Below are 25,271 nucleotides of genomic sequence, written 5' to 3'. Positions count from 1 at the left end.
AATGGCTCAGCACAGACTCCGGACGTGGACGGCTGCTGCCCTGGCGGCGCTCGTGGCGTTGACGGTCGCCCTCGCCCTCGGGGTAACGGGGCTTACGCCCTTCGGATCGTCCGCCGAGGATGAGGTCCCCACAGCCGACATGCCGCGTATCGACCATCATGACGAGGCGCTGGAGCAGGCCCGTGAGTTCCGTGTCCGTCTGGCCACCAAGGGGACGCCCGAGCAGAGGAAGCTCGCCCGACATGTCACCGCCGTTGTCGGGATCATCTTCAGTAAGGACGGGGACGTCCATATCGCTACGGATCTCACCGACAGCCCCCAGCCGGGCAACGCCATGGACGGGAGCGTGGACGAGTCACCGGCGAGCGCTCTGGCGTGGGCGTACGCGGACTGGAAGGAGTCGAGGTCGGACGCGACCGTCAATGTCTACAACGCCGTGGGCCGGCGTCTGGCGTCCGGCGTGGACCTGTGACGAAGACGGCTCAGCGGGGGTCGTCCGAGGGGCGGATCAGGGCCCGTGCCAGGTGATTGCGGCTCTTCGCGTCGTCGGCCGCGTACTGGCGTATCAATCCGCAGTCGGCACAGGCGAGTGTGGTGAGATCGATGCGCTTGCGCCCGTAGGTGTCCCAGAGCATGACCCAGATCGCTCCCCCCTGGTTCCGGTGGAGGTCGATGGGGAAGACCTCGGTCGATCCGCAGTCCGGGCACTGCCTCTGCTTCATGCGTGCGTTCATCTCCTCACTCTGTCAGCAAGATCCGGCGTACGGGGAACCGGTACGCCCGGTCCATCGTCGTTCGGATCATGATCTCCGATGCGGAACAGCTGATCGAGGACTGGGACTCGATACGGGAGGGGTACTTCCCGGGGGAGCCCGACGAGACCTTGTCGCGGTGTGTGGAACGGCTCGGCCGGGCGCGGGCCGCGGTGCCCCGGGATCCGGATGTGACGGCGTTCTTCACGCTGGGCCTGGTCCTGATGTCCGGCCATGCGACATGGGCGGCGGATTCCGCGGTGGCGGACCGGACCGTGGACGCGCTGCTGGCCGTCGCCTCGGACCCGGCCGCGGCGGACCTCGGCTGCGGTCATGGGAGTCATCCCTGTGACGACGGCGACCTGGATATGCGGTTGGAGCTCTTCCCCGTGCTGCTGTCGCTGCTCGGCCGGGGCGCGGAGTACACATGGGACGACCTCGACGAGCAGGGTGAGGACCCCGATCCGGAGTCCCGGTGGCGTTGCCCGCGCACCGTGGCGGGGTTCGCCCGGTCGGCCGCCGAGGCGATCCGTGGCACAACCGGCCCCTAGCGCTCAGAGGGCCGTCGGCCGGGGCCGTCTTCGAGGGGCCGGCGGCCCCAGGCCGAGATCATCGGTGCGGTGGCGAGGTCCAGCCGCCCTGTCGCGATATGGGCGAGGTGTCGCTCGATCTCCTCGTCCGTGGCGAGACCCGCGGCGATGAGCTTGTCCCGTACCTGGTGGACGGTGGCCGCCTCCAGGACGTCCAAGTGGGGCGAGGCGACCGGGAAGTAGGCGTCGGCCTCGACCTCCACGAGGCCGGTCTCGCGCAGCAGGCGCGGCAGTTTCCGTCCGTACGCGAGGTCGGCGCCCCGTCCCTCGAGCAACTGGCGGACTCCGCGGCGCAGCCGGTTGGCCAACTCCTGCTCCGGGCCGTACTCGTCGGGGCAGATATGTGGCTGGAGAGCGGGGTCGGCGTCCTCGATCAGCAGCCAGCCACCGGGACGCAGCGCCCGGGCCATGGAGCGCAGCGCGGCGTCGCGGTCCGTGACGTGGACCAGGACGAGGCGGGCGTGGATCAGGTCGAAGGGGCCGGGCGGGGGCGGGTCGAGGGCGACATCGTGGCGGAGCACCTCGACTCCTTCGGCGGTGGCCCCTCGGATCCAGGACACATCGATGTCAGTGGCGAGCACCCGCCCGCCGGGTCCGACGCGTCCGGCGAGCCAGCCGGGGACCGTGGGGCCGCCGGCCCCGACCTCCCAGCACTGCCAGCCCTCGTCGACACCGACCGTCTCGAAGTGCCGGAACGTCGAGGGGTCGAAGAGGGCCGACAGCGCCTCGAAGCGGGTGCCCGCCTCGACCTGGCGGTTGTCCAGCAGATATCCCGTGTCCTCGGCCATGATCCGATCATGTCACGGCCGGACGGTGTGCCGGGGGCGGTGCGGTCATACCTCCACACGCACGCCGCGAACCGGCCCCGGGGGGCTTGTGCGCAGGCCCCCGGCAGAAATCGGATGCGGTCGCCGCGGGCGGCCCGTTACGGTGACCCCATGTCGACGCCCCGAATTTCCTAGCCGAGGACCCGCTTCCACGCCAGAAGTGTGTCCTTTCGCTGTTTCGGAGCGTTCTTCCATGATTGCCGTTCGTGATGTCGAGCTGCGCGCGGGCGCCCGCCTGCTGCTGTCCGGCCTCTCCTTCACCGTCTCGCCCGGCGACCGCATCGGTCTGGTCGGCCGCAATGGTGCGGGCAAGACCACCTTGCTGACCGCCCTCGCGGGACAGGCCCGCCCCGCTGGCGGGGCGATCACGCACACCGGCCCGGTCGGGCTTCTCGCCCAGGACTCCCGGGCCGCCGACCCGACGGTCACCGTCACCGACCGGATCCTGTCCACCCGGGGTCTGGACCGGGCACTGCGTCGGCTGCGCGCGGCGGAGGCCGCGATGGCCGGGGCCGAGGATCCCGCCGCGCTGGAGCGGGCGATGAACGACTACGCACGGGCCGAGGCCGCGTTCGAGGCCGGTGGCGGATATGCGGCGGAGGCCGGGGCCGCCCGGGTCGCGGCCGGTCTCGGGCTGCCCGACCGGGTCATGGGCGAGCCGGTGGGCACACTGTCCGGCGGCCAGCGGCGCCGGGTGGAGCTGGCGCGGATCCTGCTCTCCGGCCAGGACGGCGGCACCCTGCTCCTGGACGAGCCGACCAACCACCTCGACGCCGACTCCGTCGGCTGGCTGCGGGCCTTCCTCCTGAACCACCGGGGCGGTCTCGTGGTGATCAGCCATGACACCTCGCTGCTCGCCGATGTCGTCAACCGGGTGTTCCACCTGGACGCCACGCGGGCGGCGATCGATATCCACAACACGGGCTGGAGCGCCTATCTCACCCAGCGGGAGGCGGACGAACGGCGGCGTGCCCGGGAACGGGCCGGAGCCGAGCGCAAGGCCGCCGCCCTGCACGCGCAGGCGGACAAGATGAAGGCCCGCTCGGCGACCGCGGTCATGGCCCGGAGCATGACGCGGCGCGCCGATCGCATGCTGGCCGATCTGGAACCGGCACACAGGACGGAGCGGGTCGCCAGGATCCGGCTGCCCGAACCGCGGCCGTGCGGACGGATCCCGCTGGGCGCGGCCGGTGTGACCAAATCCTATGGCGGGCACCAGGTCCTGTCCGGGGTCGATCTGGCCGTGGACCGGGGCAGCCGGCTGGTCGTCCTCGGGCTCAACGGGGCGGGCAAGACCACACTGCTGCGCCTCCTGGCGGGCGAGCAGCGGCCGGACGCGGGACATGTGGTGCACGGGCACGGGCTGCGGCTGGGCTATTTCGCGCAGGAACACGACACCCTGCGCCCGGACCGATCCGTCCTGCGCAACCTGGCCGATGCCGCCCCGCACCTCACCGAGGGCGAAGTGCGGCAGGTGCTGGGCGCGTTCCTGTTCTCCGGGGACGATGCCGACACGCCCGCGGGGGTGCTTTCCGGCGGGGAGAAGGCACGGCTGGCGCTGGCCTCTCTGGTGCACTCCGGGGCCAACGTCCTGCTGCTGGACGAGCCGACCAACAACCTCGATCCCGCTTCCCGGGCCGAGGTCCTGACCGCGGTCGGCTCCTACCCGGGCGCCATCGTGATGGTCACTCACGACGAGGGTGCCATCGACGCGCTGCGGCCCGATCGCGTCCTGCTCCTGCCGGACGCGGACGAGGACCTGTGGAGCGAGGACTACCGCGACCTCGTCACCCTCGCCTGACCGATGCGCCACGCGATCGACGCGGCCACGGGCGGCTCACGGGTACAGTTTCGGCTGTCCAGACAGGAGAGTGGGGAAGAGATGGCCCAGTCCACACCTGACGCCGGGCAGGGTTCCGGGGTGACGGAACGGGAAGCGACCGTGCCGGTTCCCGGCGCGGCCGGCGGCGGACCGATCAGCCACGCGATCTTCCGGCTGGCCCGGCTGCACCGCATGTTCGCGGGACAACTGCTGCGCCGCATCGGTCTCCATCCGGGCCAGGAGCTGGTCATGATGCACCTCTGGGAACTGGGCCCCCAGCGTCAGATCGACCTGGTGCGCCTGATGGACTCCGACGCCGCCACCATGACCCGCACCGTCCGCCGCCTGGAACAGGCCGGTTTCGTGCGCCGCCGGCCCTCCCCCACCGACAAGCGCGCCTCGCTCATCGAGCCCACGACAGCCAGCCACGCGCTGCGCCAGGAGGTGGAGCGGGTCTGGAGCCAACTCGAGGAGATCTCGGCCGCCGGTCTCTCGGACGGCGAACGCGCGGACGCCCTCGCCACCCTGGAACGTCTGGAGCAGAACCTCGTACGGGCCGCCACCCGGGCCGCCGAGCCGGACACGGAGCGGCCGGGCGGATGACCCCGGCATCCGGACCGCCGCGGTCCCTCCCCACCGAACTCCACTCCTACCTTCAGGAGCTCCTCCGGCGCACACGCGCGGTGTGCGGGGACCACCTGGCCGGTGTCCTCGCGGTCGGGTCCCTGGCGCTCGGGGACTACCGGCACGGACGCAGTGACATCGATCTGACGGTCGTGGTGGAGCCGTCCCTGCCCGGCTCGGCCCCGCACGACCTGGCCGACACCCTCGCCCACCCCGCGCTGCCCTGTCCCGCGGCCGGACTGGAACTGGTCGTCTACGGAGCGGACTTCGCCCGTCGGCCCTCCGGGGAGGCGGGATATCTGCTCGATCTGAACACCGGCCCGTCGCTGCCGGACCGGGCCGACACCGACCCGGCGCGGTCCCTCGCCTTCTGGTACGTCATCGACCGGTCCATCGCCCACCACACCGGGCTCCCCCTCCTCGGCGGCCCCGCACGGGACCTGGTCGCCACACCGGATCGCCGGGACGTGCTCGCCGCCGTCCGCGCGTCGGTCGTCGAGCACAGTGGCGGCGAGGGACACCTCGCGGACAACCGGGTGCTCAACGGCTGCCGGGCCGTGGTGTTCTGCCGCACCGGCCGCTGGGTGGCCAAGCGCACCGCGGCGCGGGAGATCGCCGCGGCCGAGGAGCGGTTCCGGCCACTGGTCGACGCCGCGGTGCACAGCTTCGAACGCCCCCGCGCCTTCGCGGTCGCCCTCCCGGACGCCGATGTCCGGGCCTTTCTGGGCTGGGTCCGGGAACGCGTCGAAGAGGCGGCGCGGGCGGCCGGGGCCTGACCGCCGCGCCGGGGGATCAGTCCGCCGGGCCGTGGATGCGGCGGTGGGCCAGCGCCCACCACACCTCGGCCAGGTCGGCCGGATCGCGCAGATGGGTTCCGGTGAGCTCCTCGAACCGCCGGAGCCGGTTGCGCAGGGTGTTGGGGTGGACGTAGAGGCTGCGGGCGGCGGCCTCCAGGCGCATGCCCTGACGGAGGTAAGCGGCCGCCGCCTCCTCCAACTGGGCGCCGTCCTCGCCGCGTTCGGCCAGTGGTTCCAGCCGGAGTCCCACCAGCTGGGCGCCGATCGCGGGCATCGCCACGACCGTGGCCCGCAGGCCCAGTTCCTCGCGGGTGAAGGTCCCCACGAAGCCGGAGTCGACCGCGGCGCGCAGCGCCTGGGTGGCACGGGTGAACTCGGTGGCGAGGGCGGTACGGGCGGCCGGGGCGCCCACGCCCACCACCAGGCCCCGGCACAGTCCGTCGGGGCGCGCGGTCAGCAGCCCGGCGGCGTCCCCGTCGACGGTCGTCACCAGGGGGCCGCCGACTGCGTCACGCGCGAGCCAGGGACCCAGCAGTTCGACCGCGCGGGCCAGGACCTCGTGCTCGGAGGCGGCCGCGGGGGCGGGGCGCCCGGAGCCGGAGACGGGCAGGCGTGCGCGGAACGGCAGGCGCAGTGCGCTCCGGTCACAGGTCGTCCCGTCGGTGCCCTGGCCGTCCACGGCGTCCGGGTCATCCGGATCGTCCCAGCGCGCCTCGCCCAGGAGCAGGGCCCGGACCAGGGCGGAGTTCCGCCGGTCGGTGGTGATGTCCCGCCGGGCCGCGGTGTGGCAGCTGCGGACGATGCGCAGTGTGGTGGCGCTGGCCCAGGCCCGCAATGTCTCCGCGATCGGCAGCAGTTCCTCGGCGGTGGCGTGCCGGGCCGCCATCTCCTCCCCGAAACACCGCCAGACGACGTCCGATCCGATGCGGTACGCCGAGAGCACGTCCTCCACCGGAAGCACCCGGGCCAGGGCGGCGACCTCGTCCAGGTATCCGGCGGGGAGGTCGTGGGACCGGCCGCCGTCGCGCACCCCGCCCCGCGGTGACCGCTGCTCCTCGTCGGCCCAGCGCTGCACCACCGCCAGGCCGTTGCGGATCGCCATGGTCACCCGCGGCCGGATGCCCTCCGGCGGAAGCGCGGCATAGGAGGGGAGTTGGCCGCGGAGGGCGGCGATGACCTCGTCGGTGAGCGCGCCGATCCGGGCGTGCAGCGCGGCGACGGCCTCCGGCACCGTTGTGGAACCCTCCACCCGTCCCCTCCCGAGTCGGTGTCTTTCTCCATGGCAGAAGTGATCATTCGCCGCCATGCTACGAGGAAGCCGCCCGAACCCCTACAGATGTTCGATCTTGGATAACTTCCGGGTTGTCAGGATCCGCCGGGGGTGTGGTCCGCGGCCCTGCCGTCCCCTCATCGGTCATCCCCAAGGACTCCCATGGCTGTTTCCTGGCGCCGCATCGCGGTGCCCGCCGCCGCTCTCGGCGTGCTGGTCCCCGCCGCCCTCGGCGGTTACTCGCTCCTCTCGGACTCCCCGGACTCCGGCCCCGGCGCGTCCGGGACACGAGCCACCGGCTCCCCCGGCCCGGACACCGTGTCCGGTGCCGATGACGCGGCCGCCGCATCGGAGGGCGGTGCCGTGGTCGCCAAGCCCTCGGGGACGCCCACCGGTCCGAACCGGTCGGTCGCCGTGAAGCTGTCGTCGTACGACGCCGCCGGGAAGCGGGCGGTGCTCAAGGCATCCGGTGGCAAGTCCGTACGCTCGGGCGACGTCATCGCCGCGGCGCCGAGCCGGAAGGCCCCGGCGGGCGCGCTGTTCAAGGTGCGCACCGTCACCGGCTCGCAGGACGGCGAGGTGCGGGTCACCACCGCGCCCGCCACCCTCTCGGAGCTGCTCGGCGATCAGAAGGTGAACCGCCGCACGGCGTTGCGCGGCGATGAGCTCAGCGTCAAACCGCTCTCCTCCGGTGTCACCGTGCGCAAGCCGTCCGAGGGCGGCGGCCCCGGCGCGGAGGACGGTGGCGGTGCCACGGCGCCGTCGCAGGGGACGAGCCCGACGCCGTCCGCCGGTGCGAGCGAGGTCCCGGCCGGTGATGCCTCACCGACCCCGGCCCCGTCGGCCTCCGACAGCGGCGCACACACCCAGCTCGGTTCCCGCGCGGCCCGCACCGCCCCGCACGGACCCCTTCCGTCCGCCGCGGCGAAGGGGCTGGGCGCCCTGCGCCTGGGCGTCAACGTGCCCCTGCCCAAGGGGGTGCAGGCAACCGACAGGTCGCCCGCCCGGCTGGCCGGGGACATCACCTTCCGGCCCGAGCTGATCTTCCAGTACGACCGGCGCGGCGGGCTCAGTCTGCTGCCGCAGCGGGCGGCCGTCGGCCTCGGCGGCTCCTACAGCTACGGCTGGCAGGTGCACGGAAAGGTACGGGGCACCGCGGACACCGGCAAGGCCTCGGTGCCGCTGGCGGCGGTGACCGGCCGTCATGTCTTCTGGGTGGGCCCGATTCCGGTCGTGGTGAGCACCGAGGTGACGTTCAACTACCGCTTCACCGCCGGCGGCCGCATCGTGCTCGACGCCGACCAGCGCACCACCGGCTCGTTCGCCGTGGGCGCCCGGTACGACCGGGAGAACGGCTGGCGCGCGCTGCGCGAGGCGGATCAGCGGACCAAGGGCGGTACTCCCCGGGTCCAGGGCGCGGCCACCGCGACGGCCCGTGTCGGCGCACACGCCGAGGTGTTCCTGTACGACACCGCCGGTGTGGGCGGGGACCTGTCGGTGTATCTCACCGGACGCGCCGCGGCGGGCACCGGTGGCGGCGCTCCGGCGTGGGCGCTGAGCGCGGGCTACGACCTGAAGACCGAGCTGATGCTCCAGTTGAAGATCTTCGGGATACGGATCGCCGATCTGCGGACCACACCGTTCGCCCTCCACGGTGAACGGAAGCTGTTCGGGCGCGGGAAGCTGCCCGCGGGCCGGGTCTGATCCCCGGATCCCGCGCCCCGTCCGGCCGAAGGCCGCCCGCACCGGTACTACCGGTGCGGGCGGCCTTGGCCGTTCGTCAGGGAAGCCGTATGGCCCCGGTCAGGGAGCCATCTCGTAGGTCCCGGACAACGCCTCGACCCGCTCCCAGACGCGGGCCGAGCGGGCCTCGTCCACCACCGGGCGCCGGACCGCGCCCAGGGCCCAGTTCTGCTGCTCCGCCGTGGCGGAGTCCTTGCCGTGCAGTTCCACGGCGTAGGCGGAGAAGTCGCGCACGAAGACCGCGAACAGCTCGTCGAGCACGTTCTCCTCGACGCCGGTCAGCCGCCCCTGCTCCAGGATCAGCTGGCCGTACACCACCAGCGCGAAGAGCTGGCCGACGGCGAGGAGGAAGTCCAGGTCCTTGCTCTGGTCCTCGCCGGGCGCGGCGGTGGTGACGAACTCGCACAGGGCGTCGGCCTGCTCGCGGAAACGGGCGACGTTGGGGATGTGGGCGTACGCGTCGTAGGGGGCACGCCAGTCGTGGAAGCGGATGGCGCCCAGGCCGCGGGCCGGTCCCTGGCGGAAGAGGAACGCGTCGTCGGCCGCGTCCAGGCGGGTCGGCACGGGCTCGTACTCGGCCGGGGCCAGCAGGTGGTTGCCCATGAACTTCAGGATCAGGGCGAGGTTGACATGGACGGTGCCCTCCAGCTTGGGCAGCCCGCGGATCTCGGTGGCGGCCTGGGAGAAGTAGGTGTCCTTCTCGAAGCCCTTCGCGGCGATGACGTCCCACATCAGGTCGATGACCTTCTCGCCCTCGGTGGTCACCTTCATCTTCGTCATGGGGTTGAAGAGAAGGTAGCGGCGGTCGTCGGGGCCCGCGGTGCGGAAGTAGTCGACGGCGCGGTCGCTGAACAGCTTCATCCCGACCAGCCGGACGTAGGCGTCGGCCAGCTCCCGGCGTACGTGCGGGAAGGCGGTGACGGGGCGGCCGTAGAGGATGCGGTTCTGGGCGTGGGTGACGGCCTCGTACATCGCGTGCTCGCAGATGCCGACCGAGGCGGTGCAGAGGTTGAACTTGCCGACGTTGACGGTGTTGAGCGCGGCGTCGAAGGCGGCACGGCCGGTGTGCAGTACGTCATCGGCGCCGACCGGGTAGTTCTCCAGCCGGAACTCGCTGACGTACTTGGAGGAGTCGACCACGTTCTTCACCAGGTGGTACGCCGGGTGGCGGCTGTCGGCGGCGAAGAAGACATAGCCGTCGGGGCCCTCGACGTCGGTGCGCCGGCCGAAGACGGAGACGAGTCCGGCGGCGTTGCCGTTGCCGATGTAGTACTTGGAGCCGCTGGCCAGGAAACCGCCCTCGCCGTCCGGCTCCAGCAGCATGTCGGTGGAGTAGATGTCGGCGCCGTGGGCCTTCTCGGACAGGCCGAAGGCGAACACCTCGCCCTGGGCGAGGAGTTCGGCGGCCCGGGCGCGGGCGGTGGCGTTGTCGCTCTGCCAGACGGGGCCGAGTCCGAGGATGGTGACCTGCCAGGCGTACCAGTAGTCCAGCCCGTAGAAGCCGAAGATCTCGTTGAGGGCGGCTATCCGGGCGGTGTCCCAGCGCTTGTCCCCCTCCTCGGGGGTGGCGGCCGAGGCCGGGGTGAGGAAGGTGGCGAAGAGTCCTTCCTTGGCGGAGAACGCCAGGAAGTCCGCCAGCCAGGCGCGGGTGCGGTAGTCCTCGATCAGCTGGGGCTTGCCGCGGTCCTCGAACCAGTCGACGGTGGCGCGCAGCAGTCGGCGCGTCTCGGGGTCGAAGTGCGCCGGGTCGTAGGTGCGCGGGTTGAACAGCAGTGCGTCGGCCACGGAGGGTCGCCTTTCCTGCTCGCAGTGGTGGGGTGGGTGGTGGAGGTACGGGGGCGCGCCGGGGTGCGGTGTGAGCCGCTCGTGGCGCCGGGGTTCAGCTCTCGGGTCGGAGCCGGTGGAGCGTGTCCAGGACGTCGTCCAGCCAGGCGAGCGTCATCCGCTCGTAGGCGATGCCGCCGCGCAGCACGACGTGCTGGAGCGACTCCCCGTCGCTGAGCTCGACGGGGGCCTCGGGGCCGGTGAAGTCCCGTTCCTCACCGGCCAGATAGCGGTCGAGCCGGTCGCGGTGCGCCCGGCGGTGCCGCTCGACCTCGCTGATCAGCGCCGCGGGATCGTCGAAGGCCGCGCCGCGGATCTTCACGGCGAGGTCATGCCGCACGCTCTCGGGTTCGACCGGTTCGTGCAGCCACTCGGACAGGGCGGCACGGCCGGGCCCGGCGACGGAGTACTCCTTCTTGTCCGGCCGGGCCTGCTGCTGCACCTCGCGGGCCTCGATCCAGCCGTCGCTCTCCATGCGCTTGAGCACGCGGTAGATCTGCTGGTGGCTGGCGGTCCAGAAGTAGCCGATGGACCGCTCGAACCGCCGGGCCAGCTCATAGCCGGATCCGGCCTTCTCGAGCAGGGAAACGAGGATCGCGTGTTCGAGCGCCATGGCCATGATCCTGCTATGCAACTCGATGCATAGCAAGGACGCCCTCCGGAGTGAGGCATGGTTCACCCTCGCCGGGCGGCCGCGGGAACGCAGAGGGCCCCGGACCGTCCGCCGGTCCGGGGCCCTGTCAGCCGTCGTCCTCAGGATGCGGGGAGGCGCCGCCGCCCCAGGCCGTGTCTTGTGGATCAGCTCGGGGCGGCGGCCGCGCGCATCATCACGCAGTCGAACTCCACCACCCGGCCCGTCGTCGCCTCCCGGGTCACCGGATACATACCGGTGATCTCGAAACCGCTCTCCTCGTACACGGCGATCGCCTCGGCCATCCGGGGGCTCCCCTCGTACAGCGGCAGCGCCGCCACCTCGGACTGCATCCCCACGAACTCACCCGCCCGGTCCCCGGCGCCCGCGAACACCTCCAGGTCGTACCCCTGGGTGTCCATCTTCAGATAGGGCCGGGGCTCGGCCAGACCGGCCAGCGCCTTGTCCATCACACCGTCCAGCCTGCGGAGCTCGATCTCCTCGGTGCGGGTCCTGGCGAACCGGCGGTAGCGGCCCTTGCCGTACTCGCTGGGCGGGAGCAGCGAGTTCATGGTGTTCCAGTCCACGTGGATGGAGTGCGTGGCGTCCTCGCGCCCGAGGCCGAACGGGTACACCCACCATTCGGGATCGGGATCCGCGGCCTGCCGCAGTTTGGCGAACGCGTCCTCGGTGGGCTCGAAGGAAACGATTCTGCCCGTATAGCCGAGCCCGCGCAGCCGCTTCGCGTACTGACCGGCGTTGGCCCCGACGTCGAAGACGCAGTTCACCCCGTAGTGCTCCAGCAGCCCGGCCACGTGGTGGGCGCACAGGAAGGTGGCCGCCGCCAGCTGGAGCGAGCGTTCGTCGGACGTGCCGCTCCCGTCGAGGAGGAGCTGGGCCCCGGTGTTGCCGAGCGGGACGGACTTCCAGGTGGCGGCCGGATCGCCACGGCCGCGGGCGACCACCCACACACCCTGGCGCATCCGCGCCGCGGTGTACGGGCCCTCGCCGCGGATCACCAGATCGGCCTCCCGGCCCACGCGGACACGGGTGCGTTCACCCCGCCGGGACAGCACCGCCGTACCGGCGCCGAGATCGAGCACCTGTACCCCGAACCGGGGAAGCATACGGAGCAGGCTTCTGTAAAGGGTCCTCATTGAGACAGCCTCGCAGGCATCAGCCATCCCGGACCCCCTCTTGCGCCAATCAGCGCACAAGCGCCACGGGCGCCCCCACCGTGACCACCCCGGCGGTGCCGTATCGGGGTGGCGGCCCGATGGGGGCGCCCGTGGCGCGGGTCAGCGCGCGGCGAGGAGCTCGAGCGAGTCGATCACCCGGTTCGAGAAGCCCCACTCGTTGTCGTACCAGGCGACCACCTTGACGTGACGGCCTTCGACACGGGTCAGCTCGGAGTCGAAGATCGACGACGCCGGGTTGCCGGTGATGTCGGACGACACGAGCGGGTCGTCGGAGTACTCCAGGACGCCCTTCAGCGCCCCGTCCGCAGCGGACCGGTACGCCGCCAGCACGTCCTCGCGGGTGACGTCACGCGCGACGGTCGTGTTGAGCTCGACGATCGAGCCCACCGGAACCGGTACGCGGATCGAGTCGCCGGACAGCTTGCCGTCGAGGTTCGGCAGCACCAGACCGATCGCCTTGGCGGCGCCCGTCGTGGTCGGCACGATGTTGACGCCGGCGGCGCGGGCGCGGCGGGCGTCGCGGTGCGGACCGTCCTGGAGGTTCTGCTCCTGGGTGTAGGCGTGCACCGTGGTCATGAAGCCGTGCTCGATGCCCGCGAGTTCATCGAGCACCGCGGCCAGCGGCGCGAGCGCGTTGGTCGTGCACGAGGCGTTCGAGACGATCGTGTGCACGTCCGGGTCGTACGCGTCGGTGTTGACGCCGAAGGCGAGCGTGACATCGGCACCGTCCGACGGCGCACCGACGAGGACCCGCTTCGCGCCCGCGTCGAGGTGCGCGCGGGCGGCCTTGGCCGAGGTGAAGCGGCCGGTGGCCTCCAGCACGATCTCCACCCCGAGGTCGGCCCAGGGCAGCCGCTCCGGTTCGCGCTCGGCCAGCACCTTGATGCGACGGCCGTCGACGACGAGGGTGTCCCCGTCGACCGTCACCGGGCGGCCGAGACGGCCCGCCGTCGTGTCGAAGGCGAGCAGCCGTGCGAGGGTCGCGGGCTCCGAGAGGTCGTTGATGGCGACGATCTCGAGGTCACTGTCGCGCTCGAGCAGTGCGCGCAGCACATTGCGTCCGATGCGGCCGAACCCGTTGATGGCGATGCGAGTCATGAATGGTGTCCCTTCCGTTCGCCACCAGCGTCGCGCGCGGATGCCCGTCCGTGACCGCGGCGAGAGCGCCACGGTTCGAAAGGATCGCGCCAGCTCGCGCCAACGGCTACTCGCCCTGGGTGAAGGTGCGCCGGTACTCGGTCGGGGTGGTGCCGAGGATGTGCTGGAAGTGCAGCCGCAGATTCGCCCCGGTGCCCAGGCCGACATCGGTGGCGATCTGCTCCACGCTCCGCTCGGACCGCTCCAGCAGCTCACGGGCCACGTCGATACGGGCGCGCATCACCCACTGCATGGGGGTGTAGCCGGTGTCGTCGACGAAGCGCCGCGACAGGGTGCGCGGCGACACCGCCGCATGCCGCGCGAGCGCCTTGAGGGTGAGGGGTTCGCCGAGGCGCTGCAGCGCCCACTCCCGGGTGGCGGCGAAACGCTCACCGAGCGCCTCGGGCACGCTGCGCGGTACGTACTGCGCCTGACCGCCGCTGCGGTAGGGGGCCGCGACCAGGCGGCGGGCGGCATGGTTGGAGGCGGCCACCCCGAGGTCGGCACGGAGGATGTGCAGACACAGATCGATACCGGAGGCGGCGCCCGCGGAGGTGAGCACACTGCCCTCGTCGACGAACAGGACGTTCTCGTCGACATCGATGAGCGGGTGTTTCACCGCGAGGGCCCGCGCGTAGTGCCAGTGGGTCGTGGCGCGCTTGCCGTCGAGCAGACCGGTGGCGGCGAGCGCGAAGGCGCCCGTGGAGATGGCGGCGAGCCGCGCGCCCCGCCGGTGGGCCGCGATCAGCCCGGCCACGACGGCCCCCGGCGGATCCTCGCGGTCCGGGTGCCGGTAGCCGGGGACGAAGACGATGTCGGCCCACTCGAGCGCGTCGAGACCGTGGGCCACGTGGTACGAGAGGCCGTCGCCACCGGTGACGAGACCGGGCGACGCACCGCATACCCGCACTTCGTAGGGCATGCTCGCGCGGGTCGTGAACACCTGGGCGGGAATGCCGACGTCGAGTGGCTTCGCGCCTTCGAGCACGAGGACGGCGACACGGTGGAGTCGGGAGGATGGCACGGGGACCAGGGTACGAGGGCGGCGGGTCCGGTCGGTCCGAACGGCGCGGGGTGTGGGGCGGGCCCGGTGACAGGACCCGCCCCTCCAACGCCCGTTTCACCCCGCCCGGCCGTGGGCGGCCGGGCCCGGTGAGGTCCGTCAGGAGGTGTGCGGATACACCCGGTCCTCCTGGTCCGGGACGACGGATCCGTCGGGGCGCCGCAGCGGGGCCTCGACACCATCGGTGTTCATATGTCCCTTGGTGGCGCAGGGGTAGGGCGTCTTCTGGCGCGGATTCGGCTCGATGAACATCGGGTTGATGACCCACCGCCGGTCGGCGTTGTCATACGCCCGGCACATCAGCTCGGTCTTGTTGCGGTTGATGGCCAGGTGCCCGGCAGTGGCGTCATTGACGAAGGTGACGTCGGTCTCGGCGTCGCCCGCGCCGAACGCGATGCGGTGTGCGGGGTCCTGCTGACGCCATGCCTCGGCGCCCTTGATGCCGTAGATGCTCTTGTTGATCCAGCAGCGCTTGCCGTCCATGTAGGTCAGGACGTCACCGCCGGTGTTGTCCCCGACGTCACCGCATCCCTGGACACCCGTGGTGAGCCGGCCGTTCTTGACGAGGTTGCGGATGCCGACGACACGGTCGTCCGGGAATCCCGCGCCCGGGGCCCATGCCCGGACGATCGGCTCGGCGGAGGCGGACACCACCCAGACATCGAATCCGGCCTTGCGGAGGGTGCGGATGAGGTCGAGTTGCTGCTCGTAGTAGCGCACATAACCGGCCCAGCTGTGGGTGCCGACCGTCTGCTGTGTGCCGATCGGCGCGGCGAGGTTCTCGGCACGCGCCTTGCGGGCGAAGGAGGTGAGCTGGGCCGGGGTGTGCCCGGCGAAGAGCTGGGTGATCCAGACGTAGGAGGGCACGGTCCTGCGGTGGTTCCACACCCCGCTGAAGGCGGTCTTCCCGGTCGATGTCTCCTCGTCCGCGTAGATGTCGAGGATCTCGTCGGTGCAGTCGGTGTCCGTCGAGGTCGGCAGGGGCCGTCCCACGGGAACGGAGGTACCGCAGGCGCGGGTGAGCGCGCGATGGGCCGCCTCGGTCATCCACTTGTTGGTGGCGCGCCAGCTGGTGGGCTGGAGGATCTTGTCGTGCTTGAGCATCCACGCGAGCGTGGCGTCGGAGATGTCGTTCTTGACGATGGTGTTGTCCCAGTCGAACGCCGCCACGGGCTTCGGCGATCCGGGACGGGAGCCCTGACCGCAGGTTCCGCGTTCGTCGATCATGCGCTGGAGTCTGGCCCGGTTGTCGCCGTACCAGTGCAGGTCCTTGTTCAGCTGCGGACACTCGGCGCGCGGCGTGCGGTGTGCGGTGGTCTCCCGGGCGGTGGCGGTCACCGGAGCGCTGACGGTGGCGGCGAGCGCGAGCGCCAGACACGTCATCGCGGGCCTGAGAGCCTGCTGACGAAGCATGGGGTCTCCTGGGCGTTGGGGCACGTGTGTCACCGGACCGTTGTATGGGGAAAACGTTCCGGTGTGGATCACGGACTGTACCGAGTCGGGGAAGCGCGCAGAAGTAGCCCCCGGTGGAGAAGTTCCGCGTGGCGGCGTCCTGCTGCGGTGCGGCGTGGCGCGCGTGCGTGTTTCCTCGGGTCAGTGCTCCAGCGCCGGGAGATGGGCCAGCCCGGTGTCGCGCATGATGCGGTCGACGGTGCCGGACAGGGTGCTGTCGGCGCCGATGACCGTTTCGGCGCCGCCGGGCAGCAGATCGAGGTCGCGATACCACTCGCGCATCTCCGCCTCGCCGTACTCGTCCGCCTGGGGTTTGGTGGCGTGCCGGACCAGCGTTTCGGCGAACGGCACATGAAGGTAGTAGCCGTGGGTCGGGCCCCGGTGGTCGGCACGCAGCCGGGCGAGCATCTCGCCGTAGTGCTCGGCGTACAGGATGCCCTCGACGACGACGTGGTACCCGGCGTCCAGGGCGTGACGGGCGACGACATCGATCAGGCCGATGTTCACGGCGCCCGGGCGGTCGCGTTCGCGCAGCACGACGCGGCGGATGGTGTCCTGTCCGACCAGGGCGAGGCCGCGGCCGAAGGTGTCGCGGAGCCCGGCCGCGACGGACGACTTGCCGGAAGCGCTGTTGCCGCGCAGCACGACCAGCCTGGTTTCCTCGGTGCCCACCCTCATGGTCGGCACGCTACCGGCGGCGGTGTACCCCGGTGCGGGTCCGCACCGGGGTACATGGCCGGTTGGGTGAGGTGGACATCATCTCATGGGGAGGGCACGGGCGCTCCGTAGCGGACCTCGGCACCCGTCTGGGTGGCGCGCCGGGTGATGGCGGGGGCGGCGCGTTCGGCGAGGGCGGCGATGGTGAGGGAGGGGTTGACGGTCAGGGAGGTGGGGACGGCGGAGCCGTCGGTGATGAACAGGCCCTGGTGGCCGCGGAGTTCTCCGGTGTCGGTGAGGGCGCTGGTGGCGGCGGTGTCGCCCATGCGGGCGGAGCCGAGCGGATGGGCGGTCACGGCTCCGGCCACGTCTTCGCTCCAGGGCCGCACCTGGGCCAGTCCGTCCCTTTCGAGGATGCCGCGCAGGGCCTGGTCCGCCGTGCGCCAGCCGTCGCGGGTCCGGGTGGTGGGACGGTAGGTCATGGTGCCGAGGCCGAGACCGGGAGCGAGGCGGGTGAAACTGCCGGTCAGCGGCGGGACGGCGGAGAAGGTGCCTTCGTTGTCGTCCTCGGTCATCGCCAGCAGGGTGAGCCAGGACTTCCACCGGGAGCGCAGCGCGCGTGCCGGTATGCCGAACCAGTGGGGCGGATCGGCGGCCTGGGCGAGCACATTGGTCAGCGACGGGAAGTAGATCTGCTGGAGGCTGAAGCGGCTGTACTCGGGTGCCTCGGCGTCCAGATAGTCGTAGGTGGCCGCTGTGATGGGGCGGCCGATCGGCAGCCCCTGGTAGGGGACGCCGTCCGGGCGGGACAGGCCGAGCAGTGTGCGTACCTTGTCCTCGTTCACGTCGGCCACGCTGACGCGGTCGCCGTTGCCGGAGAAGTACCGTCCCACAGCGGCCGGGATACCGCCGAGGAGCAGTGCGGAGCGCTGGAGGATGACGGGGGTGCCGACGGCTCCCGCCGCGAGGACGACGACCTTGGCGTGGATGGTGCCCGTGGTGGCGGTGCAGGTGTAGTCATCGGGGTCGAGGACGGTGTAGCTGACGGCGTAGCGGTGGCCGGACACGGGTGAGGGGCTGATGCTCTGGACTTCGTGCAGGGGGTGGATGGTGGCGCCGTGGGCCTCGGCCGCGGGCAGGTAGTTGAGGAGCATGGACCGTTTGGCGTCGAACCGGCAGCCGGACAGCATCCAGTTGCAGTTGGTGCAGCGGTCGGTGTCGACGGCGACGGGCACGGGATTGCAGGTGTGCCCGGTGCGCCGGCACGCGGCGGCCAGGATCCCGCCCGCGTAGGAGACGTCGGACCAGTCGGTGCGGGTGACGGGCAGGGCTTCTTCGACGCGGTCGTACCAGGGGTCGAGTGCGGCGCGGGTGAGTGCGGCGGGCCAGATGCGGCGGCCGGTGCCGCCGCGGCGTTCGAAGACGAACGCGGGAGCGCGCAGGGAGGCCGCGAAGTACACGACGCTGCCGCCGCCGACGCAGTTGCCCGTGACCACGGCGATGCCCTCACCGCGTACGACGTCGACGATGCGGTTGTAGGTGCCCAGTTGCAGGGAGTGGGCGAAGTCGTCCGCGGCCAGCCGCGGTCCGCGTTCCAGGATGGTGACGCGGGCGCCTCCGGCGGCCAGGTAGTACGCGGGGATGGCGCCGCCGAAGCCGCTGCCGATGACGAGTACGTCGGTGGTCTGCGCGCTCATGCGGGGCTCCCCGACGGGGTGGTGGCGGGGTGCGGGGTGGCCAGGGCCTTGCCGTAGGAATAGTGGGGGAAGCGCCACAGCCCGTCCGCTCCGGGCGGTGGGAAGTCCAGCCAGTCCAGTCCGGGGTGGTGGGCGTCCAGGGCCTGGCGGGTGTCCAGATGGGCTGCGCTGTCGAAGGCGAGACCGGTCAGCAGGCTCAGCACCTGCCAGATGGCGCGGTCGGGCTCCCCGGGGTCGAAGAGGGTGCCGAGGAGCGTGGTGCGGTGGCGGAACGGCAGGCCGACGAAGGACGGGAGGGTGGGTGGCAGCAGGATCAGGTGGAGCGTGGCATAGGCGAGTGCCCGGGCGTTGAGCAGGGCCGCGATCTCCGGCAGAAGCGGAGCCAGGGGCAGTTCGGGCGAGGTGAGTGTCTGGATCACCCCGGCCTGTACGGCGCCGGGGCCGGTGACGGCCCCGGCGATGGCGCGGTCACCGCTGGAGCGGCGTTCACCGGGGATCAGGGTGTCCGCGAACGCCTCCATCGTCTGGACGGTCCATCCCGTGGCCCCGGTCTCGGCGGCGACCGCCCCGGAGACGGCAGGAGGGAGTTGACCGGCGGCCAGGAGTGCGACGGTGGCGGTGAGGGCGCTGAGGATCGTCCGGCGAGCGGGTGGCGCTGAGGTGCCGGGGTGCTCCGGGTGCTCTGGGTGCGGGGGCATGGTGGTCATCCGGCCAGATCGCAGCGCAGGTCGTACGGGAGGGTCGTGGTCAGGCCGGTCTCTCCGGCTTCACTGCCGTACTCGTCAAGGACATCGGCCAGTTCGGGATGGGTGGGGCGCAGCGCGGCCACGGCGTCGCCGATCCCGACGCTGGTGCCGTGGATCTTGAAGTGGGTGAGCCGGGCTCCGGCCCGCTGCCTGGTCTTGTCCCACCAGTACTGGCCGTCCCAGGTCACCCAGGGCGTTGAGCCGGTGGTGGTCTGCACGCTCCAGTGGTCCTGCTGGTAGTAGTGGCAGGTGACCATCGCGAGGGCGAAGCGGGAGGGTTCGGCGACCAGGAAGCGCAGGGCACCGCCGTTGTCGAAGGTGATGTCGCGCTTGCTGTACTCGACGCACAGCGGATCGCGGAACATCAGCTGCCACGGCGGGACCTCGCCCTCACCGAAGCGGTGCCACTCGCAGGTGGCGGCGAAGCCGGGCTCGGTGAACGGGCCCGGCGTCCGGGTGGCGGTGGCGGACTGGGATCCGGCGGTGGTGCGGGTGGCTCCCGGGCCAGGGGTGGCGGAGGCGGCCACGGGGGTGAGGGTGGCGGTGCACACTCCGGCCACAATCGCCAGGGACATGACAGATCTACGGGTCGAACGGGACACGATGGTTCCTGCCTTCCTCGAAGAGCGGTGCGGGCCCGGATGGGGTCCGCTTCGCACTCGGGGGTGGTGGGTGGTGGCTCCGCGGCGCGGCACGGACTCGCGTCGGGGCGGGGCGCGGACGGACAGCGAAGCGGGGTGCGGACGGGACGAGGGCAGCAACGACCGCAGGCACGCGGGCAACGCGGGCACACGGAGGGTGTCCGGGCCGGCCCTTCGGACGGCCCGCACCCCCACAGAGTGGAGCATGACTACCAGCCAGTAAAGAGGTGGGTCAGTGGCTCTTCCACTGACCCACCTCTACGGCATGGTCCGCGTCGAAGTGAATCAGCGGCTTGATGATCCCGTCGTCCTTCGACGCCATCATCCGGAAGGCCCGACCGATCTCGTCGAAGCCGAACTCGTGCGTGGTCATCGGCGTGGGGTCGACCTTTCCGGACTCCAGCAGCCGGAAGATCCGCCGGAGCCATCCGCGCCCGCCGCGGTTGAAAGCCGCGTAGACCTGCTTGTCGGACATCCCGTAGCCGAACGGTTCCAGCGGGATCCGCAGTGGTTCGGCCACCTCGCCGTGATACCCGACATTGGAGATCCGTCCTCCGGGTTTGGTGGCCCGGAACGTCGCCTCCCATGTCTGGGGCGTGCCGAGGGCCTCGATGGCGGCGTCCACCCCCTGGCCGTCGGTCAGCTCCAGGATCCGCCGGACCGGGTCGCAGCGGGTGTGGTCGACGATCACATCGGCGCCGAACCGGCGGGCCAGCTCCTGGCGAGCGGGAACCGACTCGACGGCGATGATGAGGCCCGCGCCGAGCAGTCGGCAGCCGATCGTGGCGGACAGACCCACCGCCCCCTGGGCGAAGACCGCGACGGTCTCCCCCAGTGCGAGCTCGGCATGTTCGGCGGCGACGAACCCCGTGGACAGCATGTCGGTGGCATAGAGGGCCCGGTGGTCACAGAGCCCGTCGGGGATCGGCGCCAGATTGGCCTGGGCGTTGTTCACCAGGAAGTACTCGGCCAGATTCCCGTCCCGCTGCTGGGTGAACCTGGCACCGCCGAGCATCCGTCCCCCGCACTGCGAGGAGAAACCGCGCTGGCAGGAATCACACTGGAAGCACGGCGTGATCCCGGCGGCCGCGACCCGCCGGCCCACTTCCAGGCCCTCGACGGCGGAGCCGAGCGCGTGGACGACACCGACCGCCTCATGCCCCAACGTCACATCCGGGGCGACCGGCATCGCACCCCGCATGGTGTGCACATCGGTGGTGCACACCATGGCCGCGGTGGTGCGCACCACCGCGTCACAGGGGCCGGGCTCGGGGACCGGCTTCTCCATGATCCCGACCTCGCCGACCCTCCGGAGGACGAAGGCCCTCACCCGGAATCACCCCACCCTCGGCGCGGGTGACGAGGGGAGAGCAACAGGCACACCGGATGGTCCGGCACATGGGGTGTGGCACATGCATCGCCTCTTCCCCCGCGGCCGTCCCCGTGACGACCGCCGTGCCACCTTCCGCCCGATCAGCCCACATCATGCGTTCCGGCAGGCCAGCAAAGGCGCAAACACACCGGGCGGCCCACGAACCGCACTACGCCGACCGGGTGACTGTGCGTCAACACCATTGCTGTCTTGTCGCCCCTATGGGTTACTGAACGCATCCAACCGGTGGGTCGCCCATCCCTTCCCGGGAGCTCGGCAGTCGACCCACCCGTTGCACTTCGCGCGTCTCCGTGCGGCGGCGACGGTCCCTGCCCCGCGGCGAGTTCCCCCGGAAGGGGCCGGGCCCCACATCACGCCCGACTCCGGTGTCGGCGAGGCGCAGACGCCTCATCTTCCGGGGTGGCACGGAGAGTCCGTCCCGCCCCTTCCGACAGCGACCCCAGGGCCCCATCACTCCTGTCCCAGGCGGCGGCACGCACCGGCGGCCGACACGCCTTCGTACCGGCCGTGCGACCATCCGCAGCCGTCGTCGCCCGGGACAGTCCGACAGGAGGACGTCCATGTCCCAGCAGATGCTCGCGAACGACGGCGGTCGCCCCAACCAGACCGGCCCCGGTGGGGGCTGGCCCGGACCGGGGGACCCGGGCCCGGGATGGCCGGGCCCCGGCGGGGGCACACCGCCGTCGACGCCGCTGCTGCTCTCCGTCACACCCACCTCCGGTCCGACGACCGGAGGCAACGTCGTCCTGGTGGTCGGCCTCGGCCTGAGCAACGCCACCGGTGTCTCCTTCGGGGGCACCCCGGCGACCATCCTGGCGCGGGATCCCTTCGGTATGGCGATCGCCGTCACCGCGCCGCCCCACGCCGCGGGCACCGTGTCCGTGACGGTGACCACGCTCAGCGGCGCCAGCAACGGCGTGAACTACACGTACGGCGCGCTCGCCCTCCCGCCGACCGCCGCCACGATCGTCCCGGCCACCGGCCCGGTCGCCGGCGGCACCCCCTTCACGCTCACCGGGACCAACCTGGCCAACGCGGTGGTCCTGTTCAACGGCGTGCCCGCCGTCGGCGTGACCGTCAACCCGGCCGGTACCTCGCTGACCGGCACCACCCCGCCGGGGCTCGCACCCGGAAACGTCACGGTCCAGGTGGTGACACCGGCGGGTACCGTCACGGTTCCGGGCGGCTTCACCTACACCGGACCGCCCCCGACCGCGGCCGGCATCACGCCGGTCTCCGGCCCGGTGGCGGGCGGCACCCCGTTCGTCATCACCGGCACCAACCTGACCGGTGGCACCGTGACCTTCGGCGGTGTCCCGGCCACCGGGATCACCGTCGACCCCACCGGGACCCTGCTGGTCGGCACCACTCCGGCCAACACCGTGGGCAACAAGACCGTTCAGGTCACCACCGCGAACGGCACGGCGACCGTCCCGGGCGGCTTCACCTACGTGTGATCCGCTGACGCCGTTGCCCCGTACGGGCCAGCGGTGGGTGCCGGTCCCCGGGAGGTGTTCCCGGGGACCGGCACTGTCGCGTGGTATCAGGTCCGGATGCCGGCGCGGTGCGTATGTGCCTGCTCTCCGCCACCTGATGTGCCATCACCGGCTGAGCGGCGGACAGCAGGGCTCAGTCCAGAGGAGGTGTGCGGATGGCGGCGATGTCGAACTGCAGGCGCACCTTCTCACTCACCATCGCACCGCCCTCGGCCAGTCGGGCGCTGTAGGTCAGCCCCCACTCGGACCGGTTGATGGTGGTGGTGCCGTCGAAGCCGACCCGCTGGTAGCCGAACGGATCCGTGACGTGTCCGATGTAGGTGAGCTCCAGGACGACGGGGCGGGTGGTGTCCCTGATGGTGAGGTCGCCGTTCATGCGGTAGACGTCCTTCCCCACGAGCTGCGCCGCGGTGCTGCGGAAGCTCATACGCGGGTAGGTGTCCGCGTCCAGGAAGTCACGGCTCATCAAGTGGGCGTCCCGCTGCTCCACACCGGTCTGGACACTTGCGGTGGACATCACGACCTCTGCCCGGGAGCGGGCCGGATCGCTGCCGTCGAAGTAGAGGCGGCTTTCGAACTCCGTGAAGGAGCCTCGCACCGTGGTCACCATGGCGTGCCGGACGGAGAACCCGATCCTGCTGTGCGCCGGATCGATTATCCACTCCCCGGTCAGACCCGCGAGGGCGGGATCCGGCGCGACGACGGGATCGTAGGCCGGCGGACCGCCGTGCGCCGCGGGAGCGGCATGGGCCAGCGTGCGGCGATGCGACGAGATGCGGTTGAACAACTTCATGAATCAAATAATTGGCAGAAGGCATCTATTGCCGCAAGTCTTTGCCGATATCCAATGTCCTCCGAGAACTCTGCCCGGGATGTCCACCCACCCCGCCGCCGCAGGGCTACCACCGGGCAAAATACGCCTCCACCAGTCAGAAGTGGTGATCCAATTCGCTCTGATCGAAAAACCGCCTGAAGCGGCGAGGCACACAGGACCTGGGTTAATCACTAGTCAGCGGGAATCAATGGTCGAAACACCGCGCGACTTCACACGTTCCCGCCGACACCGTGTCGTGGCACTGTATGGAGCATGATGTCGGATATTCACCGACCTGATGGACGCCGTCATCACCAGGAAATCTCGGCATGGGCCGTTGCAATTTCCATATGCAAGCGACGGGATATTCAGTGAAGGTGACCGCAGTACGTGTGGGCACGCCGTCGTCCGCGCCTGGACGCTCGCGTATGAGGCTGAGCCTTTCGGCCATGGCCCGCCCCACCGTTGCCGGTGTTGGTTGGAGGACATGATGAACCACCACACCCTGCAGACCCCCGTCCTGATCGCCGCGACCGTCGCCACCGGCCTGAGCGCGGGCCTGTTCTACGGATACGCCTGCTCCGTGATGCCCGGCCTGGCCCGGGCCGAGGACCGCACCTTCATCGACGCGATGCAGCGCATCAACGTGGCCATCCTCAACGGCTGGTTCGCCCTGGTCTTCGCGGGAGCCCTGCTGCTGGCCGTCCTGGCCGGGGCACTGCATCTGCGGGGCGCGGGGCGTCCGGCACTGCCGTGGATCGTGGCCGCGGTCGTGCTCTACCTGGTGATGCTGGTCATCACGATCCGGGTCAACGTACCCCTCAACAACGTCCTGGCCGACGCCGGACATCCCGACCGGATCACCGATCTGTCCGCGGTCCGCGAGCAGTTCGAGGCGCGGTGGGTGCGCTGGAACATCGTCCGCGCGGTCACCTCCACCGCCGCCTTCGGTCTGCTGGTCTGTGCCCTGGCCACGACCGGCCGCGGACTGCCCCGCGGCGGCGCCTGATGGGACGGCCGTCCCCGTGCGCTCAGGAACGTGGCGCAGGGCGCTCGGGGACGTGGCGGAGCGCTTGCACCTCACGTGACGTGAGGACCTACCGTCACCGGGCATGAAGATCATTGTTCATGACACGGCGTCCGCCATGCTCGAGCTCCTCGGGCGGCCGCTGGCAGAGCGGGCCGACGCGCTGCGCGAGATGCTCGAGCCGCTGCGGAGCGCGATGTCCGTGATGGGGGACATGGATCTGGTCCAACTGCACCGGATGGGCAGCGGCTTCCGGCTCGACCGTGAGGACCCGCGGTATCTGCCCGCCCTGCGGCAGATGGTGGAGGCGGGGGTGTGGCGGCGGATCGAGGAGTTCCTCACCGCCGCGTGGGAACGGATCAGCGGTGCGGTGCCGGAGATCGGGCACGCAGAGACCGTACATGTCGTCCTGGTGCTCGGGGACCCGGACGATGACCACCTGACGGTGCGCAGCGCCGGATACTTCGGATCGGGCGGCATCCCCGGTGCGATCCATCTGCTGATGTGGCCCACCGAGACCAGCCTCGCGAAGATCGGCCACGCCGCCGCACACGAACTGCACCACAACGTGCGCTACGCGAACGTGGTCTGGAACCCGGCGACCGTCACCGTCGGCGAACACGTCGTGGCGGAGGGGCTCGCGGAGGCGTTCGTACGGGAGCTGGCCGGTGAGGGGGCTCTGGGGCCGTGGTCCAGGGCCCTGACCGGCGCCGGACTGGACAGCGCTTATGACCGGATCACCAACGATATCGATGTGGCCGGGATGCAGAACCTCACCGCCTACGTCCTCGGCGACGCCACGGCGCGGCGGATGGGGCAGCCCACGGTGGGGCTGCCGGACTTCGCCGGGTACGCGGTCGGGCTGCGGATCGTGGACGCGCACCTGGCCGCTTCCGGTCTGACCGCTGCCGAGAGCACCGCCCTGCCCGCGCGCGAGATCCTCGTCAACGCGGGAGTGCGGACGAGCGCCTGACCGCCGTGGCCGGGTGTGCCGTCGCCACCACCGGCGACGGCACACCCGGCTTCCCCCGGGAGCGGGGGGTGGATTCCCGCGGGCGCTTGTACCTGA

General features: G+C 71.2%; 24 protein-coding genes. 9 read left to right on the top strand and 15 right to left on the bottom strand.

Annotated elements, in window-relative coordinates:
* Position 1: 1 nt before the first annotated feature.
* Positions 2 to 472, top strand: a complete 471-nt coding sequence (locus NMK44_RS30570; protein ID WP_254749262.1) for a hypothetical protein — start codon at positions 2 to 4, stop codon at positions 470 to 472.
* 10 nt (positions 473 to 482) lie between these two features.
* Here NMK44_RS30570 and NMK44_RS30565 read toward each other — a convergent pair whose 3' ends face one another.
* Complete coding sequence (locus NMK44_RS30565; protein ID WP_254749260.1) at positions 483 to 722, bottom strand: hypothetical protein; 240 nt, start codon at positions 720 to 722, stop codon at positions 483 to 485.
* Positions 723 to 802: 80 nt separating this feature from the next.
* On the opposite strand from NMK44_RS30565, the gene NMK44_RS30560 reads away from it, so the two are divergent.
* A complete protein-coding gene (locus NMK44_RS30560; RefSeq protein ID WP_254749258.1) occupies positions 803 to 1,303 on the top strand; it encodes a hypothetical protein in 501 nt (166 codons plus the stop codon).
* Here the strand turns inward: NMK44_RS30560 and NMK44_RS30555 are convergent.
* Positions 1,300 to 2,130: a methyltransferase domain-containing protein gene (locus tag NMK44_RS30555; protein ID WP_254749256.1), complete on the bottom strand. Its 831-nt coding sequence runs from the start codon at positions 2,128 to 2,130 to the stop codon at positions 1,300 to 1,302. The two genes, NMK44_RS30560 and NMK44_RS30555, sit on opposite strands and share 4 nt — an antisense overlap.
* Before the next feature lie 232 nt (positions 2,131 to 2,362).
* Here NMK44_RS30555 and NMK44_RS30550 point away from each other — a divergent pair, with 232 nt between their 5' ends.
* The 3 genes from NMK44_RS30550 to NMK44_RS30540 all read left to right on the top strand — a co-directional run bounded on the left by NMK44_RS30550 (position 2,363) and on the right by NMK44_RS30540 (position 5,391).
* Positions 2,363 to 3,970, top strand: coding sequence for an ABC-F family ATP-binding cassette domain-containing protein (locus NMK44_RS30550; RefSeq protein ID WP_254749254.1), 1,608 nt, complete (start codon positions 2,363 to 2,365; stop codon positions 3,968 to 3,970).
* A gap of 81 nt (positions 3,971 to 4,051) precedes the next feature.
* Positions 4,052 to 4,594, top strand: a complete 543-nt coding sequence (locus NMK44_RS30545) for a MarR family winged helix-turn-helix transcriptional regulator (RefSeq protein ID WP_254749252.1) — start codon at positions 4,052 to 4,054, stop codon at positions 4,592 to 4,594.
* Positions 4,591 to 5,391: a nucleotidyltransferase domain-containing protein gene (locus NMK44_RS30540; protein WP_254749250.1), complete on the top strand. Its 801-nt coding sequence runs from the start codon at positions 4,591 to 4,593 to the stop codon at positions 5,389 to 5,391. The genes NMK44_RS30545 and NMK44_RS30540 overlap by 4 nt, the downstream gene beginning before the upstream one ends.
* A gap of 16 nt (positions 5,392 to 5,407) precedes the next feature.
* Here the strand turns inward: NMK44_RS30540 and NMK44_RS30535 are convergent, their stop codons facing one another.
* On the bottom strand, positions 5,408 to 6,661 hold the full coding sequence (locus NMK44_RS30535) for a helix-turn-helix domain-containing protein (protein ID WP_254749248.1): 1,254 nt from the start codon (positions 6,659 to 6,661) through the stop codon (positions 5,408 to 5,410).
* Between the two features lie 183 nt (positions 6,662 to 6,844).
* Here NMK44_RS30535 and NMK44_RS30530 point away from each other — a divergent pair, with 183 nt between their 5' ends.
* The gene (locus tag NMK44_RS30530) at positions 6,845 to 8,386 is read left to right on the top strand and encodes a hypothetical protein (RefSeq protein ID WP_254749246.1); all 1,542 of its coding nucleotides are present in this window, start codon (positions 6,845 to 6,847) and stop codon (positions 8,384 to 8,386) included.
* A 99-nt stretch (positions 8,387 to 8,485) separates the two neighbouring features.
* Here the strand turns inward: NMK44_RS30530 and NMK44_RS30525 are convergent, their stop codons facing one another.
* The 11 genes from NMK44_RS30525 to NMK44_RS30475 all read right to left on the bottom strand — a co-directional run bounded on the left by NMK44_RS30525 (position 8,486) and on the right by NMK44_RS30475 (position 20,760).
* On the bottom strand, positions 8,486 to 10,210 hold the full coding sequence (locus NMK44_RS30525; protein ID WP_254749244.1) for an acyl-CoA dehydrogenase family protein: 1,725 nt from the start codon (positions 10,208 to 10,210) through the stop codon (positions 8,486 to 8,488).
* 94 nt (positions 10,211 to 10,304) lie between these two features.
* Positions 10,305 to 10,862 carry a PadR family transcriptional regulator gene (locus tag NMK44_RS30520; RefSeq protein WP_254749242.1) on the bottom strand — a complete coding sequence of 186 codons (558 nt, stop codon included), beginning with the start codon at positions 10,860 to 10,862 and terminating at the stop codon, positions 10,305 to 10,307.
* A gap of 185 nt (positions 10,863 to 11,047) precedes the next feature.
* Positions 11,048 to 12,007, bottom strand: coding sequence for an FkbM family methyltransferase (locus NMK44_RS30515; RefSeq protein WP_254749240.1), 960 nt, complete (start codon positions 12,005 to 12,007; stop codon positions 11,048 to 11,050).
* A 171-nt stretch (positions 12,008 to 12,178) separates the two neighbouring features.
* Entirely contained in the window at positions 12,179 to 13,177 is a 999-nt protein-coding gene (gap, locus tag NMK44_RS30510) for a type I glyceraldehyde-3-phosphate dehydrogenase (RefSeq protein WP_254749238.1), read from the bottom strand.
* 106 nt (positions 13,178 to 13,283) lie between these two features.
* Positions 13,284 to 14,240 (bottom strand): GlxA family transcriptional regulator, encoded by a 957-nt coding sequence (locus NMK44_RS30505; protein WP_254749236.1) that lies wholly within the window; start codon positions 14,238 to 14,240, stop codon positions 13,284 to 13,286.
* A 138-nt stretch (positions 14,241 to 14,378) separates the two neighbouring features.
* The gene (locus NMK44_RS30500; RefSeq protein ID WP_254749234.1) at positions 14,379 to 15,692 is read right to left on the bottom strand and encodes a haloacid dehalogenase-like hydrolase; all 1,314 of its coding nucleotides are present in this window, start codon (positions 15,690 to 15,692) and stop codon (positions 14,379 to 14,381) included.
* Positions 15,693 to 15,872: 180 nt separating this feature from the next.
* Positions 15,873 to 16,409 (bottom strand): P-loop NTPase family protein, encoded by a 537-nt coding sequence (locus tag NMK44_RS30495; protein WP_254749232.1) that lies wholly within the window; start codon positions 16,407 to 16,409, stop codon positions 15,873 to 15,875.
* A gap of 83 nt (positions 16,410 to 16,492) precedes the next feature.
* Positions 16,493 to 18,085 carry an FAD-dependent oxidoreductase gene (locus NMK44_RS30490; RefSeq protein WP_302888823.1) on the bottom strand — a complete coding sequence of 531 codons (1,593 nt, stop codon included), beginning with the start codon at positions 18,083 to 18,085 and terminating at the stop codon, positions 16,493 to 16,495.
* Positions 18,082 to 18,792, bottom strand: a complete 711-nt coding sequence (locus NMK44_RS30485) for a DUF5987 family protein (RefSeq protein ID WP_254749230.1) — start codon at positions 18,790 to 18,792, stop codon at positions 18,082 to 18,084. Before NMK44_RS30485 ends, NMK44_RS30490 begins: the two co-directional genes overlap by 4 nt.
* Entirely contained in the window at positions 18,789 to 19,406 is a 618-nt protein-coding gene (locus NMK44_RS30480) for a hypothetical protein (protein WP_254749228.1), read from the bottom strand. Before NMK44_RS30480 ends, NMK44_RS30485 begins: the two co-directional genes overlap by 4 nt.
* Before the next feature lie 298 nt (positions 19,407 to 19,704).
* Positions 19,705 to 20,760, bottom strand: a complete 1,056-nt coding sequence (locus NMK44_RS30475) for a zinc-binding dehydrogenase (RefSeq protein ID WP_254749226.1) — start codon at positions 20,758 to 20,760, stop codon at positions 19,705 to 19,707.
* Between the two features lie 665 nt (positions 20,761 to 21,425).
* On the opposite strand from NMK44_RS30475, the gene NMK44_RS30470 reads away from it, so the two are divergent.
* Positions 21,426 to 22,322 carry an IPT/TIG domain-containing protein gene (locus tag NMK44_RS30470; protein ID WP_254749224.1) on the top strand — a complete coding sequence of 299 codons (897 nt, stop codon included), beginning with the start codon at positions 21,426 to 21,428 and terminating at the stop codon, positions 22,320 to 22,322.
* 172 nt (positions 22,323 to 22,494) lie between these two features.
* Here the strand turns inward: NMK44_RS30470 and NMK44_RS30465 are convergent, their stop codons facing one another.
* Positions 22,495 to 23,154: a YceI family protein gene (locus NMK44_RS30465; protein ID WP_254749222.1), complete on the bottom strand. Its 660-nt coding sequence runs from the start codon at positions 23,152 to 23,154 to the stop codon at positions 22,495 to 22,497.
* Between the two features lie 511 nt (positions 23,155 to 23,665).
* On the opposite strand from NMK44_RS30465, the gene NMK44_RS30460 reads away from it, so the two are divergent.
* On the top strand, positions 23,666 to 24,184 hold the full coding sequence (locus NMK44_RS30460) for an anthrone oxygenase family protein (protein WP_308358623.1): 519 nt from the start codon (positions 23,666 to 23,668) through the stop codon (positions 24,182 to 24,184).
* A 103-nt stretch (positions 24,185 to 24,287) separates the two neighbouring features.
* A complete protein-coding gene (locus NMK44_RS30455; protein WP_254749208.1) occupies positions 24,288 to 25,175 on the top strand; it encodes a DUF2268 domain-containing putative Zn-dependent protease in 888 nt (295 codons plus the stop codon).
* The last annotated feature ends 96 nt before the right edge of the window (positions 25,176 to 25,271 follow it).

Origin of the sequence: Streptomyces cucumeris (assembly GCF_024295805.1) — a bacterium.
In the GTDB taxonomy this organism is placed as follows: Bacteria; Actinomycetota; Actinomycetes; order Streptomycetales; family Streptomycetaceae; genus Streptomyces; species Streptomyces cucumeris.
The sequence above is the reverse complement of the archived record's forward strand: the minus strand, read 5'-3'. Positions and strand labels throughout refer to the sequence as shown.

Excerpts from the sequence above, each read along its gene's own strand:
- NMK44_RS30500 (WP_254749234.1), bottom strand. The coding sequence starts at position 15,692 with ATGCTTCGTCAGCAGGCTCTCAGGCCCGCGATGACGTGTCTGGCGCTC.
- NMK44_RS30565 (WP_254749260.1), bottom strand. The coding sequence starts at position 722 with ATGAAGCAGAGGCAGTGCCCGGACTGCGGATCGACCGAGGTCTTCCCC.
- NMK44_RS30470 (WP_254749224.1), top strand. The coding sequence starts at position 21,426 with ATGTCCCAGCAGATGCTCGCGAACGACGGCGGTCGCCCCAACCAGACC.
- NMK44_RS30530 (WP_254749246.1), top strand. The coding sequence starts at position 6,845 with ATGGCTGTTTCCTGGCGCCGCATCGCGGTGCCCGCCGCCGCTCTCGGC.
- NMK44_RS30485 (WP_254749230.1), bottom strand. The coding sequence starts at position 18,792 with ATGACCACCATGCCCCCGCACCCAGAGCACCCGGAGCACCCCGGCACC.
- NMK44_RS30555 (WP_254749256.1), bottom strand. The coding sequence starts at position 2,130 with ATGGCCGAGGACACGGGATATCTGCTGGACAACCGCCAGGTCGAGGCG.
- NMK44_RS30550 (WP_254749254.1), top strand. The coding sequence starts at position 2,363 with ATGATTGCCGTTCGTGATGTCGAGCTGCGCGCGGGCGCCCGCCTGCTG.
- NMK44_RS30465 (WP_254749222.1), bottom strand. The coding sequence starts at position 23,154 with ATGAAGTTGTTCAACCGCATCTCGTCGCATCGCCGCACGCTGGCCCAT.
- NMK44_RS30460 (WP_308358623.1), top strand. The coding sequence starts at position 23,666 with ATGAACCACCACACCCTGCAGACCCCCGTCCTGATCGCCGCGACCGTC.
- NMK44_RS30495 (WP_254749232.1), bottom strand. The coding sequence starts at position 16,409 with ATGAGGGTGGGCACCGAGGAAACCAGGCTGGTCGTGCTGCGCGGCAAC.
- NMK44_RS30540 (WP_254749250.1), top strand. The coding sequence starts at position 4,591 with ATGACCCCGGCATCCGGACCGCCGCGGTCCCTCCCCACCGAACTCCAC.
- NMK44_RS30455 (WP_254749208.1), top strand. The coding sequence starts at position 24,288 with ATGAAGATCATTGTTCATGACACGGCGTCCGCCATGCTCGAGCTCCTC.
- gap (WP_254749238.1), bottom strand. The coding sequence starts at position 13,177 with ATGACTCGCATCGCCATCAACGGGTTCGGCCGCATCGGACGCAATGTG.
- NMK44_RS30490 (WP_302888823.1), bottom strand. The coding sequence starts at position 18,085 with ATGAGCGCGCAGACCACCGACGTACTCGTCATCGGCAGCGGCTTCGGC.
- NMK44_RS30520 (WP_254749242.1), bottom strand. The coding sequence starts at position 10,862 with ATGGCGCTCGAACACGCGATCCTCGTTTCCCTGCTCGAGAAGGCCGGA.
- NMK44_RS30560 (WP_254749258.1), top strand. The coding sequence starts at position 803 with ATGATCTCCGATGCGGAACAGCTGATCGAGGACTGGGACTCGATACGG.
- NMK44_RS30475 (WP_254749226.1), bottom strand. The coding sequence starts at position 20,760 with ATGGAGAAGCCGGTCCCCGAGCCCGGCCCCTGTGACGCGGTGGTGCGC.
- NMK44_RS30515 (WP_254749240.1), bottom strand. The coding sequence starts at position 12,007 with ATGCTTCCCCGGTTCGGGGTACAGGTGCTCGATCTCGGCGCCGGTACG.
- NMK44_RS30570 (WP_254749262.1), top strand. The coding sequence starts at position 2 with ATGGCTCAGCACAGACTCCGGACGTGGACGGCTGCTGCCCTGGCGGCG.
- NMK44_RS30480 (WP_254749228.1), bottom strand. The coding sequence starts at position 19,406 with ATGTCCCTGGCGATTGTGGCCGGAGTGTGCACCGCCACCCTCACCCCC.
- NMK44_RS30545 (WP_254749252.1), top strand. The coding sequence starts at position 4,052 with ATGGCCCAGTCCACACCTGACGCCGGGCAGGGTTCCGGGGTGACGGAA.